Below are 17,279 nucleotides of genomic sequence, written 5' to 3'. Positions count from 1 at the left end.
TTAGGGAATTCCTGTTTTGAAAACTTTTTCAGAGAAATAAGCGCAAGATTGAAAACAATTGATATAATCCTGTTTCGTATTGAAAACGCTATCATAGGGATTTAATATAGCTAGTATAGATCGACTAAAAATAGAGAGTATCAAAGGCTCGTTAAATAAGGGAGGAATTTTTATGAAGAAAGCTTTTGAGAAAGCGCAGCAGTTCGGAAAATCTTTTATGCTCCCGATTGCCGTTTTACCAGCGGCCGGTTTATTGCTGGGAATTGGTGGTGCGCTTTCTAATCCAAATACAGTAGAGGCCTATCCTTTTTTAGACTTTGCTTGGCTGCAGGCCATTTTCACAATCATGAGTTCTGCAGGAAGTATTGTATTCGGCAACTTGCCGGTTATTTTTGCCGTAGGTGTTGCAGTAGGATTGGCACGTTCGGATAAAGGAACCGCTGCACTGGCAGCCATGATTGGCTATTTCGTCATGAACAGTTCCATAAATGCACTGCTTCAAATAAACGGGGAACTTGCCAAAGAGAATTTGGCAGGTGCCGGACAGGGAATGGCGGTCGGGATCCAAACACTGGAGACTGGTGTGTTTGGCGGTATCGTAGTAGGTATCGTTGCCGCACTTTTGCACAATAAATATAATAAAATTCAGCTTCCGCAGGTGTTAGGATTTTTCGGTGGTTCCCGGTTCATTCCGATCATCGTTTCCTTCGCGTCCATCTTGGTTGGAGCCGTGCTTTTTATCGTATGGCCTTACTTCCAACTTTTCATAAACCAATTAGGTGCGCTGGTAACGAGCACAGGTACGATTGGGACTTTCTTTTACGGATTCATATTACGGATGCTCGGGCCGTTAGGGTTGCACCACATTTTCTACCTTCCCTTCTGGCAAACAGCTTTAGGCGGAACGATGGAGATTAAAGGGCAGATTGTTAGCGGGACCCAGAATATCTTCTTTGCGCAATTGGCCGATCCAACTACCGTCAAGTACTATGAGGGTGTTTCCCGGTTCATGTCCGGACGGTTCATCACGATGATGTTTGGTTTACCCGGCGCTGCACTGGCCATTTATCACTGCGCTAAACCTAAAAATAAGAAAATCGTGGCCGGTTTACTTCTTTCAGCTGCCTTAACATCTTTCTTAACAGGCATCACCGAACCGCTTGAATTCAGTTTCTTATTTGTCGCTCCAATCCTTTATGTTTTTCATGCCTTATTTGATGGACTTGCCTTCATGATGGCAGACATATTCAATATAACGATCGGTCAAACCTTTTCTGGAGGATTTATTGATTTTACTTTATTCGGGATACTCCAGGGTATCAGTAAAACCAATTGGGTGTATGTACTGCTTGTCGGCATACCATGGTTTTTCCTATACTACTTCACTTTTAAATTCTTGATCAGGAAGAAGAATTTAAAAGTGGTCGGACGCGAAGATGATGAACAGACCGCTGTTACACAAGTAACGGCATCAGAGAGAACCCAGACCATCGTCAATGGATTAGGCGGACAGGAAAATATCGATATAGTCGATTGTTGCGCAACTCGTCTGCGTGTCACGGTAAAGGATGAATCATTGGTAAAAGAGGACGTCATTAAACAAACCGGTTCAAAAGGCGTCGTAAAAAAAGGGAATGGCATTCAAATAGTTTACGGTCCCCAAGTAACGATCATCAAAAACGAAGTGGAAGAATTCTTGGGTCATTGAGAACATAGATAACGATAAGGACGTGTTAAACATGCAACAGGTGATTGATAAAATTAACAAAGGCTTAATTGTATCATGTCAAGCATTGGAGAATGAGCCGCTGCACAGCTCTTTTATTATGGGTCGCATGGCCATTGCTGCCAAAGAAGGCGGTGCAAAGTGCATTCGCGCAAACTCTGTAGCTGACATAATAGAAATCAAGAAAAATGTGGACCTTCCAGTCATAGGGATCATTAAACAGGTGTATGGACAAAACGATGTCTATATCACGCCCACCATGACCGAAATAGATGCATTGATGGAAACTAAAGCGGAAATCATAGCGACGGATGCTACAGCCCGGGTAAGACCGGATGGTAAAACGTTACATCAGTTCTATTGTGAAATAAGAGCAAAATATCCGGATGTATTACTAATGGCGGATGTATCTACCATTGAGGAAGCCGTATACGCTGACGATTTAGGATTCGATATTGTGGCCCCCACTTTATACGGCTATACGAACGAAACGATCGGCCAGAAAATATACCAGGATGACTATGCTCTGCTCAAAGAGATAGTACAAGCAGTGAAAAAAGCGAAAGTGATCGCTGAAGGGAACGTCATCACACCAGAAATCGCTCGCTCTGTTTTGGATATGAATGTCCATGCAGTAGTAGTGGGAGGTGCCATTACCAGACCTCAGCAAATCACTAAAAGATTCGTAGATGCTATCCAAAAATAGAAAATTGATAGGAATGAAAAGACCCAGACTGACAACAGTTTGGGTCTTTTTTATCTGGAGTCAAAGCTTCGATAATCCCAAACACTTCCGGAAGTGTTTGGGTCGTATTCAAGTTTCAGAAAATACCCATTCCATTTCCGGTTTTACAGTTACACAGTCAATATGAACATTTGATTTGATCGTGCCTCCAAAGGTATGGTTTGAACCGAAAGCAACATGAATCGTATTGTAGGCTTTTTCATCTTCCAAAATATTACCGGTTACTCTTGCGGCATGGTTTGTCCCGATTCCCAGCTCACAAAGTAATCTTCCATCTCCATTTCCAAGGAGTGAGAGTAATTTCTTCCCCGCTTCACCTGTTGCTTCGACAAGTCTGCCTTTTTGGAGCGTTAAAACAATCGGCTTTTCCAAAAGCCCAATTCCTGCAATTGAACCATTAATTTCAATTTGTCCTTCTGCTTCGCCTTCTACAGGGGCGATATAGGCTTCACCTGAAGGCAAGTTACCCGAAGCAGATTTTTCTTTGAAAACGCCAGTACTTGGAACACCTTTTCTCCCATGCAGCGGTATCACTAACAGGTTTTTTCCGGTTTTTATAATTAGTTTTTCAGCTTGTGATAATCTTTCCGTCATTGCTAATGTTTCTTTTTCCACTCGTTTATAATCTGCATTTATTGCCCCATGTAAAAACATATCTTCCGTAATTCCCGGCATTGTAATCACACCTATGCCGTGAAGGTTCGCGTTTTTCCGTGCTACTGTATGTGTTAATGAATGTTTTGTTAAACAAAAGACAATATCATGTTTCAGCATCTCATCAGAAGCTTCCTTCGGTGGCTCTTCGCCTGATTTCTTTCGATCTTCCATTTCATAAAAAGAAGCACTCCAACCGTTTGTTGATAAAGCATTCCTGAATTTCTTTGCTAATAAAGAGGTACTATAATCCGTTAATACTAAAATGGAATCAGATTTAGTGACATTTAAATTATTTGCCATGATATTTGCAACAATTGTGTGTAACTCGCTCATGCTTATTCACTCCCCATTTCTTTAAACATTTTTTTATTCATCATATAAACACTTGTAAACACAAACAACAATCCAAAGAGTATACCGCCGTTTACCTTTTCTTCAAGAAACAGAACACCTAATATAATGGTCATAATTGGCATTAAATAAGTAACCAACAATGCAAAAAGAGCCCCGCCTGATTTAAGTTAACCATACCCAAAACAATGAACAGTAAAAATGGTTTCAAATCATTGAAATGCTGAAAACTTTTCGGCTCAGCAAACATCATGAATATGCCAGAGTAAATACTGCCTACAAGCATTGTCATAAATGAAAGAGTGATAAGCGAACAATGCTTCAAATACTTCGCAGCACGGCAGACATGGAATAGAAACAAACTGCCACTAAAAGCAGTCCTGCTGGCCCAAAATGGAATGGAGAACTTCCATTCATCCCAGCTATCAATGTCGTGCAAATTCCACCGAAGCCAACCAGCACGCTCCATAATTCAAGTCAAGTAACAGGGACTTTAAAAATTAACACACTCAAAACAATCCCGAATATTGGACCTGATGCATTCAGAACCCCTCCGATAGTCGTATCGAAACCTTTTAAGCTTAAGCTCATGAAGACCCACGGAATTCCTGCACTTATTCATGTTATTAATAAGAGAGTAGGAACTCTTTGAAAGTCTTTTTTTTGATTTTTTCCATAACAAAAAAAGGTAATAAAGCCATCATTCCAAATAAACATCGATAAAACACAAGCGAAACGGGAAGAAAATCAAGGAGAAGCAATTTTGTGAAATAAAACGTTGACCCCCATAGAAGACTTAAAAGGAATAGAGCAGTGATAAGCATTTTTTCATCCTTCTCCTTAAGTTTAAGAAAAAGAGATCCGGAAAACCGGATCACCTCTACTATACATATTCTGCGACAATGCTTGCAGTTGATCGAAGGTTATCATTTCACTTTGATCTCACTAAATAGCTTATGCTTTAAAAAAATCAAGTAAAAATAAAAAACAAGAACTATGCCTTTAACACTTATGTTAATAGACATAGTTCTTCCGATAAATATTCAATATATGTTAAAGTTATCTACTCATTTATTTGTTATTCTCGATCGAAAAGAGAAGCACCCGCTATACCAGGCTTGGTCATCTCGTAAGGGTTTAGAATTAAATCTAATTCCTCTTCTGTTAACACATCATACTGTAAGCAAAGTTCGCGAACTGATTTGCCTTTTAAAATCGCTTCACGCGCAATACGTGAAACCACTTCATATCCAAGGTGAGGATTGACTGCTGTAATCACTCCAACACTTTGTTCGACATAATTTTTTAAATGTTCCTCATTCGCTTCAATACCTTCTAAACAATAATCCGTAAAGACATTGAACGCATTATTCATGATGCTAATTGATTGCAATAAATTGAATACAAGTACTGGCTCCATAACGTTTAATTCCAATTGACCTGCTTCTGACGCTAAGCAAATCGTATTATCATTCCCAATTACTTGGAAAGCAACTTGATTGATCAATTCCGGCATTACTGGATTTACTTTTCCAGGCATGATTGATGATCCTGGTTGACGTGCAGGAAGCATGATTTCCGCTAATCCAGCTCTTGGCCCTGAAGCCATCAAACGTAAATCATTAGCAATTTTAGACATATTCATCATACATACTTTCAATGCAGCGGACACTTCAGTATAAGCATCCGTATTTTGTGTTGCATCCACTAAATGTTCCGCACCCACAAGTGGCAATTCACTAATTTCAGCTAAATAAATAACCACATTTTCGATGTAACGTGGATCTGCATTTAATCCAGTTCCAACCGCTGTTGCTCCCATATTCACTTCATATAAATGTTGACGTGATTGACTTATTCTCTTAATATCTCGCTCTACCACGCGACTATATGCCTCAAATTCTTGGCCGAGACGAATTGGCACTGCATCCTGAAGATGCGTACGGCCCATTTTGATAACATGATCAAATTGTTTTGCTTTTGCCTTGAAAACCGAACTCATCTTTGTCATTGACTGAATTAACTGCTCTAGCAGTCGAAGTGTTGATATATGAATAGCGGTTGGAAATACGTCATTAGTCGACTGCGACATGTTAACGTGGCTGTTTGGACTAAGTTTTGCATAGTTACCTTTTTCGTGTCCCATTAATTCTAAAGCTCGGTTGGCAACGATTTCATTAATGTTCATATTCATCGAAGTACCAGCGCCACCTTGAATTGGATCAACGATGAAATATTCATGCCACTTTCCATCGATCACTTCATCTGAAGCTTTAACGATGCCTTTTCCAATTCCTTCATACAAACGTTTTGTGTCCATATTTGCTAAAGCGGCCGCTTTTTTTATCATGGCTAATGCACGAATCATTTCCTCATTGACTTTGTAACCTGTAATCGGAAAGTTTTCTACAGCGCGTAAAGTTTGTATTCCATAATAAACATCTGATGGAATTTCCTTTTCACCAAGAAAGTCTTTCTCAATTCTGCATGTTCTCTCGTCTATCATCATTTCCCCAGTTCCCCCATGTTTTAATATTTCTGTAATAGGTGTTTCCTCATTCCTTCATCTTATGTGAATCCCATTTTTTGCAGAATATCACCTTCCGTTTAGGATCGATTGGCACCGTATTTCTATTTTTGGAACGAATATTGACATGCTCATCGCCCCAAGTCCTCTAATATCATATAGTAATGACAACAAATATTCCATACCCGGCCAACTTATTCTATTTCCCAAAATGTATCACTGTGAAATGATATACCATCACTACCTTAACTTTCAATTATTTGGCTTTAGTTCCGGGGTACATTATCCAAAGCAACATCAGTGAAGCATCTAAACTCTACTTCCTTATTCTTTGGTAAATGAACAATCTAATTATACTCCATTTTCTATTAATATATAGGAGCAATATAAAGGTAAATTAATATATAGAAGCAATAAAAAGGTAAATTTATTCTTAACACGAGTCTTGGCTTTTCGTTCTCAATTTCATGCTACACCTTGTATCGTTAGTTCATCTGATATTGAAAACAAGCCCCTTTTTTTTCCAAAATGAAACCCCTGCCATAAAAGTCAACATCCATGTTTGATCATGATCCTTTTTACACTGTCTACATTGGGATAATATCATAGCAGCTGTTTAAAAGATCTTTTTTTCAATTTTTTTCTGTTGCACCCTTCCATTCATGTTAAACAAATCGGTTATTGACGTCCCTAATGGATACATTAAACTAAGGAAGGGATACTTTAAGAAATTTGAAATGGGTGATCAGATGGAATATCTAGCAGAAAACCTCATATATGGCATTGAGTGCAGTATGGGTAAATTCACCAAAACAGAAGAAGAACTAGCCAAATATATTCTAGAACGCCCTGAAGAAGTTAGTTCGTTAACCATTAGTCAAATAGCTAAAAAGCTTCATATTTCGCCAGCAACGATTACACGTTTTTGCCAAAAATTAGCTTTTTCTGGATTTAATGAATTTAGGCATGAGTTAAAGAGGTTCGTGGATCTCCGAAATACACCGATACATATGAAGAACATCATGCAGGTGGATTATTTCGCTAAACTTTATCAAGATCACTTAGGGATCATTGATCATACCTTTCATATAACAATATATGACGATATCCAAAAAGCGGTATCCTTCCTTACACAGGCATCGAAGATACATGTTTATGGAATAGGGAGTTCAGGTATAGCCGCCCATGAATTTAAATCCAAATTTTTCAGAATCGGCTTACCTGTCGAAGCTATTACGGATCCCCACCAGTCCATGATGGATGCGGCTTTATGTAACAAGGATAGCGTTGTTGTCGGCATTTCCATTTCCGGAGCAACAAAAGAAGTAATTCGCGCAGTTAAAATCGCTAAGAAACAAGGCTCGCTCATCTTGGTATTTACAGGCGATAAAAACTCAGAGCTCTCACTTCTGGGTGACATATCACTATTGGTCACGAGCAAAAATAGCATGCATATGGGACAGAACATCTCTCCTCTTCTTCCGCTCTTATTACTTTTTGATTTACTATATACAGAGTTAGTCGCAAAAGATTATAAAAACAGGATAAGCATTAGAGAAAAGACTTTAAAGGTATTAACCGAGAACGACTGACTTTTGGCCGATCCGTTAAAAAAAGTACATGTTCTCACCAATACACGAATTATACAAAATCCATTGGTTATTTTTTGAGATTTTATTTACAACTGCACACAGGTAAAATCACCCAAAATATGGATTCACCCTTCTTATATTCTTATAAAAGCGACTCCCCCACAGCGCCCGTACAACTACAGATTTAAGATTGGCGGAAAATGGGGCAAATCCATTGTTGGTGATATGATGGTAGGGCTGGAAGTTATCAGTTTGTTTTTTTAGCTGAACCTGACCGAAAGTCATTTTCATTATTCATCATAAAAAAACTGCATCTCCAATTGGTTAGATGTTACTAACAATTGGGGTGCAGTTCACTTTAAGAGACGTCTTTTTTTATGTTCCTTTTAAACTAAATTCCTTATTACTGGCATGGAACTTTCTTGGAGGCTCTCGGAAAGAAGACAATACGCAACTACTTTATTCTTGTACTGTTTGACTACATCCACGTGGTCGTTGTAAATATACACAAATAATCTAACATCGTTTTTTCCTTTTTTAGTATCAATTGTTATTGGAATCCCACTGTTCTCTGGATGTAAAAACAATTTCTCGTTCCCTGGGAATATATGATTTTTTTTCAGAAACTTTGCTTCGTTAAAATAATTAATTACTTGAATTTTGTCTTCACCTTCCAAACGTTTTCCATCAAAGGTTACGATTGCATTCGCGTCACTAATTTCTGAATGTATTTTAAATTTACTCATCATCCAATTCACTGCATCGGTTGGAAGACAGGTAACTAATAATTTAAGCAAACTTAAGATAATTGTTAAAATCAAAACAGGCAATGTCATATTTGATCATCTCCGCTACGTTATTATTTAATTATTAAATGAAAGAGGCGGTCAGTTTTACTTTGAAGTGACCGTTCTATTAACGTTTCATTTTTGGTGAAAAGTTGTACTTGAAGGAGGGCACAAAACATAATCAAACTCAATCAATATATTTTTTCGTTTAACTTTTTTATCCTTAAATGACAAAATTCTCATTTGATTGTTCACACAGCTTACAAAGGTGATTTTTTTCACGTATCTATCAGATTCTTTTCGTTCACATTTTTGCCATATTCGTGAATAAATTCACAATTTTTCACAAATAGAGTATGGTATTGTAAATCACTCGAACAAGACATGACCTTTATACAATTACGCCTATTGTTCTGTACATTTTGATATTATAATAATCATTCAAGTGGTATCTTAGGCTAATTTTATGACGAAGTAAATGATGCCCACAGTTAATACTAGGGCAAGACCAATATAAATATAACTAAGGTTCAACAAATTCCCTCTCGTTGCAGCAGAATAATCACTATCACTCTTTCCCGTTAACGAAAGGGTACCAACCAGAGCAACTAAACTAATGGCTACTACTAATATTACACTTATCGTCATGATTCAACGCCTCCCAGTATTATCTATTTCCTTGAACCATTTCAAATTATTCCGCTTCTCATCGTAGTGTAACTACATAAAAAATCGTTCCCCATTTGCATGTCAATATTAAATTGTCCAGGTAGATCGCTCTTCGTTTTTTACTGAGTAAATATATTAGAATAAGCCTACTTCTCTATAATAAAAGAACAACCAATTTTAGGACCATCCAATCAAGTGAAATTTCCCCCATCCACTTGTTGAATTCTTTCGTTAATATACATAGAAAAGTGCAAAGCGCCACTGAAGAAATGGCTAAGATACCACGTATAGTAAGAACTCAGACCTAACTTACTTCATCGAAAAGGACAAAAGGAGTTTGGAAAACGTAACTTTTATCAAATGATGATCCTAAAAACAACACCTTCAACTCCTCGGGTATGGCACCTATCTAAAGTTTATAAATAGTTGATTGGAGAGGAAGGTGCGAGACTCCTGCGGGAAAGCGCTTCTACGGGAGACCCCGCAGGCGTAAGCCGAGGAGGCTCCCGGACCGCCCGCGGAAAGTGAGTGCCTGGAGTGGAAATCAACGTCTAAATTGTACAAGCCATAAAAAAACACCCCGTAAATGTTAGTTTGGTGTCTAACATTTACGGGGCAGTTCAACTTGATTTTCATCCACTGCAGTTTGGAATCATGACTTTGTCATGATTCTCTCTTGTGAATATTAAAGCATATGATTATAAACTTTGTAGAGCCTCTGCAAACCTTTTGATGCCTTCGTGAATGGAATCCTCATTTTCCCTTGCAAAAGTAAAGCGTACGTATTCCTTATTCGTACCTAGTGTTGAACCAGGAACGTATATGACTCCTCTTTTGATAGATTCCTCCAGTAACTTCATTTCGTTCAATGGCACTTTCAGCTTACACCACAAATGAATTCCACCATTTGGCGAATAATAATCAACTTTTTTTTGCAGGAATTGTTGAAGACTCGAAACCATTGCATCCCTTCTTTTTTCCAGTTGCCCCCTTAAGTAGGCAATATGGGCAGGAAAATACTCTGAATCCAAAAAATCGTTTGCTATCCATTGAGTGAATGAGCCGTGACCGAAGTCAACCTGCTGCTTAGCATCAGATAGTCTCCCTATAACTGGTTTTGGTCCTATAATCCACCCAATTCTTAAACCGGATGCAACAATTTTTGACAAAGAGCTTATATATAAAACATTTCCGTTGTTGTCCATCGATTTTAGAGTGGAAATTTCTTCCCCAGCAAAGGAAGTTAAACTATAAGGATCGTCTTCTATGACCGGTATTCCATATTCGGATGAAAGTTCAAGAATCCTTTTACGACGGTTGATATGAAGGACAGTTCCTGTAGGATTTTGAAATACAGGGTTCAAAAAAATCATCCTGATCCGATGTTTTTTATGGAGTTCCAGTAAATCCTCTGGGTTGATGCCATCCTTATCAACTGGTAAAGGAAAAATTTTTAGCCGCGCGGATTGAAAGATGGGAAGGTTGTAACTATATGATGGATCTTCCAATACAACGGCATCTCCTGGCTTTAACAAGCATTGGACCACCAGATGTATGGCTTGCTGTGCACCAGAAGTAATGAGTATAGAAGATGGATGCGTGTCAATTCTCCTATACTGTTTAACATGATTGGTTATCGTTTCCCTTAAAACCGCATTGCCTTGAGGGTGATCATAACCTAGGCTACCAATGAAGGACCTATTAGAAATGATTTCACGCAAGGATTGGACTGGAAATAAGTCTTCTGAAAGCTCCCCACTAGCTAAGTTAATAAGGTTATGCCCTTCCGTCTCTTTACGTATTCTTTGGGTTACTGGCATATTGGGCAAAAAAGAACCCGCTTCGATATATCTATTCCAACTAGGTATACGTTTACGAGTAATTCCCCAAATATCCTTGCTGATCATCGTTCCGCTTCCTTTTTTTCGTTCAACTAGCCCATTTGCTTCCAATTCATCATAAGCCGCAACAACTGTGCTTCTATTAACTCCCAGTTCACTTGCCAAGAAGCGTTCAGACGGTAGCGGCTTATCCAATAAAAATGTTCCATCAGCAATGCCACTCTCGATGTAAGCTGCTATTTGTTTATATAAAGGCTTCTTGGATTTTCTGTCAGTTTCCCATTCCATAAGCTACATCCTTTAAAATGTTTAGTTAAAAGCGTACTAAATTATTAACGTTATATACTTATCCATTCCCAAAAGTAGTAAAAGCTTTTATTCCAGTATAATCTTCAGCCGAGATTATTGCACTCTTAGGATAGAAGCTGTACTACAAAATAAAAACGAAAGCCTCCATTTCTTAAATGAAATGGAGGCTTTCGTTTCATCTTTTTCAACCATGCAGACTCCCCTTCAGCCAAGGGCGATCCCGATAGTATCCGATCGGGATTTGGATTAAACTCGTTTTCCCTTGAATACCTCCCAGTTTGTAAAGTTCATCACTACTATTCACATCAAACCCGAGCAGGGGATGCCCGTTCATTCCAAGAGCTGACGCCGCTATCAGTAAGCGCTGGACAAGCATCCCGGCCTCCATTTGCTGGATACGGTATCCTCTATATCCAAGTTGCGTTTTGAAATAATCCTGATCACCAACTACATGTAAGCAAATCGGTACTTGCTGAAAATTCATGATATCCAGGGACAATCCGTATTGCAGGTGGAGCCGATGATCACCTGGTTGTATCAGTCGTAATGAATGTGTCGTGCTGTCATAATGGTAGGCACCATCTTGAATGTCTTCCACATTATACAAACAAGCATATAAGGAGACGCGATCTACATGGTTTTCATTTGTTTCATCCAAATCATTTCGATACGAGAACGAAGCTGTTGCCTCTTGCAGGAGAGCCGCCAGTTTTACTTGACTTACCTTTCCTAAAATGAAGTCCATTTCAGGTGAAAACCGCTTTTTGCAAACAGAAGCAAAATCATAGGACAATCGCTTCACGATAGGAAGAGCGATCGTATGTCCTTCGCACTCCTCCCCTTTCTTAGTATGGATCGGCCGAAATGATCGGGTGGATTCGATCATGGAAGCTTCATTCATTTTAATTAACATCGGATACTCCCTGATCCTCTGCGACCGTACATAATGTTTTGGATGGATATCCGTCAATTCCCGGCACAATTGTGTCGAAGTGACAGGTCCGTCTATCATCTTTTCTTCCGTACACCAATTTGCAAGTTCTTCCGATAAGGGAATCACCGCATACGTGCTCTCTTCCTCTTCCGATAACCCAAGCAGATGATTGATGGCCCGATCAAGGAATTGGAAGTACACCTCAGATGCGATTCCAAACCGTTTAGCCCCTTCGAGTAACTGCCCTATGAGTACGCCCGCGTCCAGCCCTTGCAGACGATATGAAAAATTATTATATTTGTAGAAGTTTTTCCAAAACATCGTCGATACAAAAACCATGCCAAAACAAGCGGACACATCACAGCGATCACCAAGGGCCATGGTTAAATATGAATCAAAATCCCCTTCTCGCAACAACACCAACTGATGGTGTGCCGCATCATAATGGTAAACGCCAGCAGGCACTTCCTCCATCTTCAAATACACGTACAATTCACTGGGATACAACCCTCCCCCTGAAGGCGGAAAACGCCGGAATGATTGCATAAGGTCCTCTTGATCGGTGGACCTCAAAGACTGACTGATTTGGGTAAGGCCATATGCATACCATAGAAAATGGCCGATTCCTTTGAGGTCGTGTTTTGTGGGGATGCTGGCCCCTTCAATCGTCAGCGGCACCTCCAGTGACAATGGAAATGCGGGCAAGTCACGGTAAAGCTTATACGTAAGCGGTGCATCATCCCAATCCACTTTCCAATCCTGCGGACTGGCCTTTTCGATGTCAAAATGCAAATTGTGCAGAAATGCCTCTAGCCTCATCCTCCTACCTCCTAAGTCACCGCTTATGGAAACGGATGCGGATGCGGATTGAGCTGGTCGAATTCAAGCGGCTTTTTTGCATATCCGAGTTCCATTGGAACCCTCAGAATCCTCTCAAGCCCTGTTACGCGGGTAAGATGATGGCCGAATGTCATCGGCAGCATTCCCGGAATCAGCACTTTCACGCAATGTAATCCATTTCGTTCAATTTCCGGTGTCGTTTGGTCCACCACAATTACCTCTAGTTTCAATCGACGAAACTCTTGAAGAATGTCTTGCAGATCATCGGTCAAGTCCGAATGCATCACCCTTTTCTCGAATTCTTCATCAAACGTTCGCATTGGACGGTCATCATCCAGCAGAAACTGCAGTCGCTCTTCCGATTGCGGTAGACCGTATAGCATGCCATGATCATCCATCTTCGTTACCAGTGAGGAATCATGCAGCATTTTTACAAACTCCTCCTGGTTTTCTTCCAATTTATCGTCAAGGGTCAGCATCATGCCTGCCAACTCGAAAACCGCGCTTTTCACCGCCCGGATCGGGTCCAGATGCGCCCCGGCTGCACATATGATATTCAACCCTTTTTGTTTCCTGTTTTTTGCCAATGCCCAAACACTCGGTATACCATGTTCCATTGTGGAATTAAACAAATGGATATCATATCCCGCCACAGCCCTTGCCCTGTCAATCATCAACTCCAGCTCTTTATCATTTGCAGATTTTGGGTCAAGCCGTGTGAGGGGCAGCTGCGCGTACCATGTCAATAGAAACGAATCACGTTCCACCACTTCCATGATGCCGTAGAAAATGGACTCCTCCAAACTTCCCCCTAAAGCGCAACCATTGGAGGTTTCATAGACAAACCCATCTCCGCAGCCCAAGCTGTAATAGGAAAGCAATTCTGGAACGAGGATCGGACGCTCTTGCAAAAATGAGTGGCCCCAGACCCAATCTATCGAGCGGTCAGGGTTAAACGGTCGAAACGGGAAATTCGGCTGTGCATAATGTTCCTTCGAGTGTACTCCTATTTTGATGGGATTCAGTGCTTGATCCTTCAGGTTGTTGTAGCTGTCATGCATGACTGTACGTTTCCCACGGGGCTCCATTCCGCAATATCTTTCCAGGCCCTCCAATATGGCTGTCATTTCACTTGCGGCATATGAAAGAGTCCGGCCTGCCGTCCCCTCATCTCCTATGAGCAAAGGTAAATTAACACTTACATCGGCAAATGGCGGTACAAGGTCTATCATTTTATTATTCAAGAATCCCGTGCGATGATCCAAATAATCCTGGGCCAGAACTTTATTTAAATCTTCCATTGAACGGGTTCGATAACTTTCAGGACTGATTTTCGGACTTGGCTTTAACGAAATCCTTGCGCGTTCCTTCGAGTCATCCGGTAATTGACTGCACACTGGACACAATGGATCAGGTAAAAACGAATGCCACGAACCATTCAGCGTTTTCAGGTTGATTAATGATATACGCCCTTCCGAACGGGCCCGATCTCCTTTCATCACCTTCCTTACCTCTGCCCCAATCAGGTGAGCCATCTGTAAAAGGCCAGTGCGCGAAGCCGCCACATCACGCTGAATCCCTCCATTTTCTTCCAGCTGCTTGCGGATTCCCAACATTTCTTGACGATCACGTCCTGCCATGAGATGCCTAAGGTCTGCACACTGCGAGCACCCCAGAGTATCCGCACGTACCAGCGGACCGACCACTCCTTCTCCAAATGATACGAACCCTCGCAGCCAAGGAATGCCTGTTGGCCTTAACAACTCCTCCGCCTTTTGATGGACAGCAGGATTCCAAGCATCTTGCAGCACGAGGACCAAAGCAGTCGTTTGTGGGATTCCTGCCTCGAAATCGGATTGGCGATTGACTTGATATTGGCCGGACAAGTCTCCTGAAACATGGTCAGCCAACACTCCTTCCCCGACAACCAATACGTCAGCTTTCACCCTGTTTCCTCCTCTCGCAAAAACACCCCAAATACCCCTGCCAGTTCTTCTTTCAAGTAAGGTTCCAGTTCTAATTCAAAAACGAACATTTGCTTCTTGTTCTTCTCCAAGACATGCATGGCGGACTGCAATATCTCAGAATTCGCTGTAACCTCGCATGAAGGAATCACAAGGTTTTGCAGGACCTTTACTTCAGGCGAAACCAATAAATCTGGAGCTGTGAGGCAAACGGTCTGATTTTGGACTTTCATAACGGCCTTTTGTAAGGCGTTCCGTAATGCGATGGTTACATTCAACCCAACAGCCCCAGACCAGCCGTCACTTGTACCGACCCATACCACGGGGAACCCGGACACATTCTTACCCAGCCCGATGATCGGTTCACCTTGCAGCCGGGTCAACGCTTGTATATAGTACTGGCAGCGTTCATCTTCCACTGTCCCCAACTGCACCGACACAAGATCCTCTTGACCGAATTGTCGTTTTCCAAACTCTGCATCCAAAATGCCCTGCAACCCACGGCAAACACATTCAACAAATGTTTCCCCTGCTCCAACACCAATCGATTCCTTTATTTCCCCTGCATCGGGAAGCGAAGGAAGAGTCGACATGAGCTGGCTGAGTGTTCGGGTTACATACGCTTCGACCCCTGCAAGACCGGCCTCCCTCCTTGCTTCCTCATGAGTCAGTTCCGAACGGATAATATCAGGCAGAAGTTCTGCTGGACCGTTAGACAACGGATCAACAACCTGAATGCGGCATTGAGCCAACGGCAGCTGTTTTAAATCTCCCTCTTCCCAAGTATGAAAGATTCCAGATTGCCTTGATGTCAACCGGCTGAAATGCAAAAACACCTTACCAGGCTCACCCCTGCCTGATTTTTGTTCGAGCCGCTGATCAACATCATGAATCCATTTAGCAGTCCCTTGACCCGTGACCCTCGGGTGAGGAAGGAACGGGTACCAGCTCCCCTCCAATGTTTCCATATTCAACAGATAGAATTGATTGTCTTGTTCTGCTGTAGTAACACCTGTAGCCTTCTTAAACCACTCGAATACCATTATATTGGCTAACATAGCTCCTGCCGTGGAGGAATAAGGGCCCTGATTTTTTTCCAGCACAGTTTGATGTAAACGATGCCATGCCGACTCCCAGCACCCCTTGGATTCCGGATGGACAAGAGGACCTGCCAATCCAACTTGATTGATAATCAATGCAGGGAACAGTACCTTTTTCCCTTTCCTGCAAACCGAATGAAGTTCTCTTAATTCCTCTATATCTCCCTCCTGTGACACATATAATATCGAATCAAATGGCCTTACAATTTCCTCCCAATCCCTTTCATCGCCCTTTAGCATGACCTCCACAACCGCTGCCTCTTCGTCCGTTTTATGAACATTAGAAACAATTTCCTTTAATCTTTGTCTATTGGTCGGCACCGTGTCCGTAATTAGGATGTGGAATGTGGGAAGTCCTGATTCCATCAACGATGACACCAATGAAAGGAACAACGGTCCAGAGCCTATTGCCAACGCCTTCCCCTTTCGATAAGCTTGAAAACGGTGTGCCCCTGAATCGCCGAAACTGTCCAGGAACTCAATTTGGGACGCATAGTGTTCAAGAACCTGATCCCCCAATTGATGAGGACTGTCCTGACTTACATCCCGAACAAAACCATTTTTGTACAAAACTTCGGCAATTTCCATCACGCGGTTCCGATATGGACCTGGCAATCCATCTGTTAATTCACTTAACGTATGGTCCCCGTTGAACATCGGCAATAACTTTTCAATCCACTGGACGATCGTGCTGCCCTCCATATGGAACGAACTTATGTTATTCCGGAAATACACACCTCTGTTTGGTTCAGGGAGAAAAAAAGTGTCCCTTTTCACTTTCAGACGCATAGAAGGGGTCAAATTTCCCATTCTGCTCCTCCTAACCCGAAGCTGTTCTAAGTCCTGCTTTATCACTTCACTTTTATCCTATGTACGACAATTTGTCTCTTATGTCTATTGCAATAAGAAAAGTCCCTGCACATGCAGGGACTTTTGTTTAGAAGACCTGAATCCTTAATGGCCGCAACGTCCACAACGACCGCCGCACCCTCCGCAGCGTCCGCATCCACCACAACGACCGCAGCCACCGCAACCAAAGCAGCCAAAGCATAAGAAACAGCCAAAACAACCAAAGCCACCACCCACACCAATGAATTGTCGAGACGAATCATCCAAATTGTACTGGTTTTGCTCCCAAGGAACTGGCTGACTCACCTGAAAATTGTCTACATTCAACATTTGAAGTTGATTTTGGAACTCATTCATTTATATTACCTCCGTATATTCATTAATAAT

13 protein-coding genes and 1 pseudogene are annotated in these 17,279 nt (G+C 41.3%); 3 read left to right on the top strand and 11 right to left on the bottom strand.

Translation table 11 applies throughout. The features are described from left to right. Positions 1-172: 172 nt before the first annotated feature. Both ACFWE9_RS08445 and ACFWE9_RS08440 read left to right on the top strand, forming a co-directional pair. A complete protein-coding gene (locus ACFWE9_RS08445; RefSeq protein ID WP_230160720.1) occupies positions 173-1,708 on the top strand; it encodes a maltose/glucose-specific PTS transporter subunit IIC in 1,536 nt (511 codons plus the stop codon). A 31-nt stretch (positions 1,709-1,739) separates the two neighbouring features. Next, on the top strand, positions 1,740-2,432 hold the full coding sequence (locus tag ACFWE9_RS08440; RefSeq protein ID WP_230160722.1) for an N-acetylmannosamine-6-phosphate 2-epimerase: 693 nt from the start codon (positions 1,740-1,742) through the stop codon (positions 2,430-2,432). Between the two features lie 108 nt (positions 2,433-2,540). On the opposite strand, the gene ACFWE9_RS08435 is transcribed toward ACFWE9_RS08440, so the two are convergent. From ACFWE9_RS08435 to aspA, 4 genes and pseudogenes are all read right to left on the bottom strand, one after another. After that, on the bottom strand, positions 2,541-3,461 hold the full coding sequence (locus ACFWE9_RS08435; protein ID WP_230160724.1) for an aminopeptidase: 921 nt from the start codon (positions 3,459-3,461) through the stop codon (positions 2,541-2,543). 2 nt (positions 3,462-3,463) lie between these two features. Then, positions 3,464-3,637, bottom strand: a pseudogene (locus ACFWE9_RS08430) (EamA family transporter); the annotation flags it as partial. A gap of 468 nt (positions 3,638-4,105) precedes the next feature. Next, entirely contained in the window at positions 4,106-4,303 is a 198-nt protein-coding gene (locus ACFWE9_RS08425) for an EamA family transporter (RefSeq protein WP_377356423.1), read from the bottom strand. A 254-nt stretch (positions 4,304-4,557) separates the two neighbouring features. Then, entirely contained in the window at positions 4,558-5,988 is a 1,431-nt protein-coding gene (aspA, locus tag ACFWE9_RS08420; RefSeq protein ID WP_230160726.1) for an aspartate ammonia-lyase, read from the bottom strand. A 767-nt stretch (positions 5,989-6,755) separates the two neighbouring features. On the opposite strand from aspA, the gene ACFWE9_RS08415 reads away from it, so the two are divergent. Further along, positions 6,756-7,598: a MurR/RpiR family transcriptional regulator gene (locus tag ACFWE9_RS08415; RefSeq protein ID WP_230160728.1), complete on the top strand. Its 843-nt coding sequence runs from the start codon at positions 6,756-6,758 to the stop codon at positions 7,596-7,598. A gap of 386 nt (positions 7,599-7,984) precedes the next feature. On the opposite strand, the gene ACFWE9_RS08410 is transcribed toward ACFWE9_RS08415, so the two are convergent. From ACFWE9_RS08410 to ACFWE9_RS08380, 7 genes are all read right to left on the bottom strand, one after another. After that, positions 7,985-8,434 (bottom strand): YfmQ family protein, encoded by a 450-nt coding sequence (locus tag ACFWE9_RS08410; protein ID WP_230160730.1) that lies wholly within the window; start codon positions 8,432-8,434, stop codon positions 7,985-7,987. 405 nt (positions 8,435-8,839) lie between these two features. Next, positions 8,840-9,034 (bottom strand): hypothetical protein, encoded by a 195-nt coding sequence (locus ACFWE9_RS08405; protein ID WP_061464872.1) that lies wholly within the window; start codon positions 9,032-9,034, stop codon positions 8,840-8,842. Between the two features lie 719 nt (positions 9,035-9,753). After that, positions 9,754-11,184, bottom strand: coding sequence for a MocR-like pyridoxine biosynthesis transcription factor PdxR (pdxR, locus tag ACFWE9_RS08400; protein WP_377356420.1), 1,431 nt, complete (start codon positions 11,182-11,184; stop codon positions 9,754-9,756). 205 nt (positions 11,185-11,389) lie between these two features. Further along, a complete protein-coding gene (locus ACFWE9_RS08395) occupies positions 11,390-12,958 on the bottom strand; it encodes a SagB family peptide dehydrogenase (protein WP_377356418.1) in 1,569 nt (522 codons plus the stop codon). Positions 12,959-12,981: 23 nt separating this feature from the next. Then, entirely contained in the window at positions 12,982-14,925 is a 1,944-nt protein-coding gene (locus ACFWE9_RS08390; protein WP_377356416.1) for a TOMM precursor leader peptide-binding protein, read from the bottom strand. Further along, on the bottom strand, positions 14,922-16,853 hold the full coding sequence (locus ACFWE9_RS08385) for a putative thiazole-containing bacteriocin maturation protein (RefSeq protein WP_377356414.1): 1,932 nt from the start codon (positions 16,851-16,853) through the stop codon (positions 14,922-14,924). Before ACFWE9_RS08385 ends, ACFWE9_RS08390 begins: the two co-directional genes overlap by 4 nt. Before the next feature lie 144 nt (positions 16,854-16,997). Next, positions 16,998-17,249, bottom strand: a complete 252-nt coding sequence (locus ACFWE9_RS08380) for a heterocycloanthracin/sonorensin family bacteriocin (protein ID WP_230160739.1) — start codon at positions 17,247-17,249, stop codon at positions 16,998-17,000. Positions 17,250-17,279 lie beyond the last annotated feature (30 nt).

It is taken from the genome of Peribacillus sp. NPDC060253, assembly GCF_042727425.1.
Taxonomy (GTDB): Bacteria; Bacillota; Bacilli; order Bacillales; family DSM-1321; genus Peribacillus.
The sequence above is the reverse complement of the archived record's forward strand: the minus strand, read 5'-3'. Positions and strand labels throughout refer to the sequence as shown.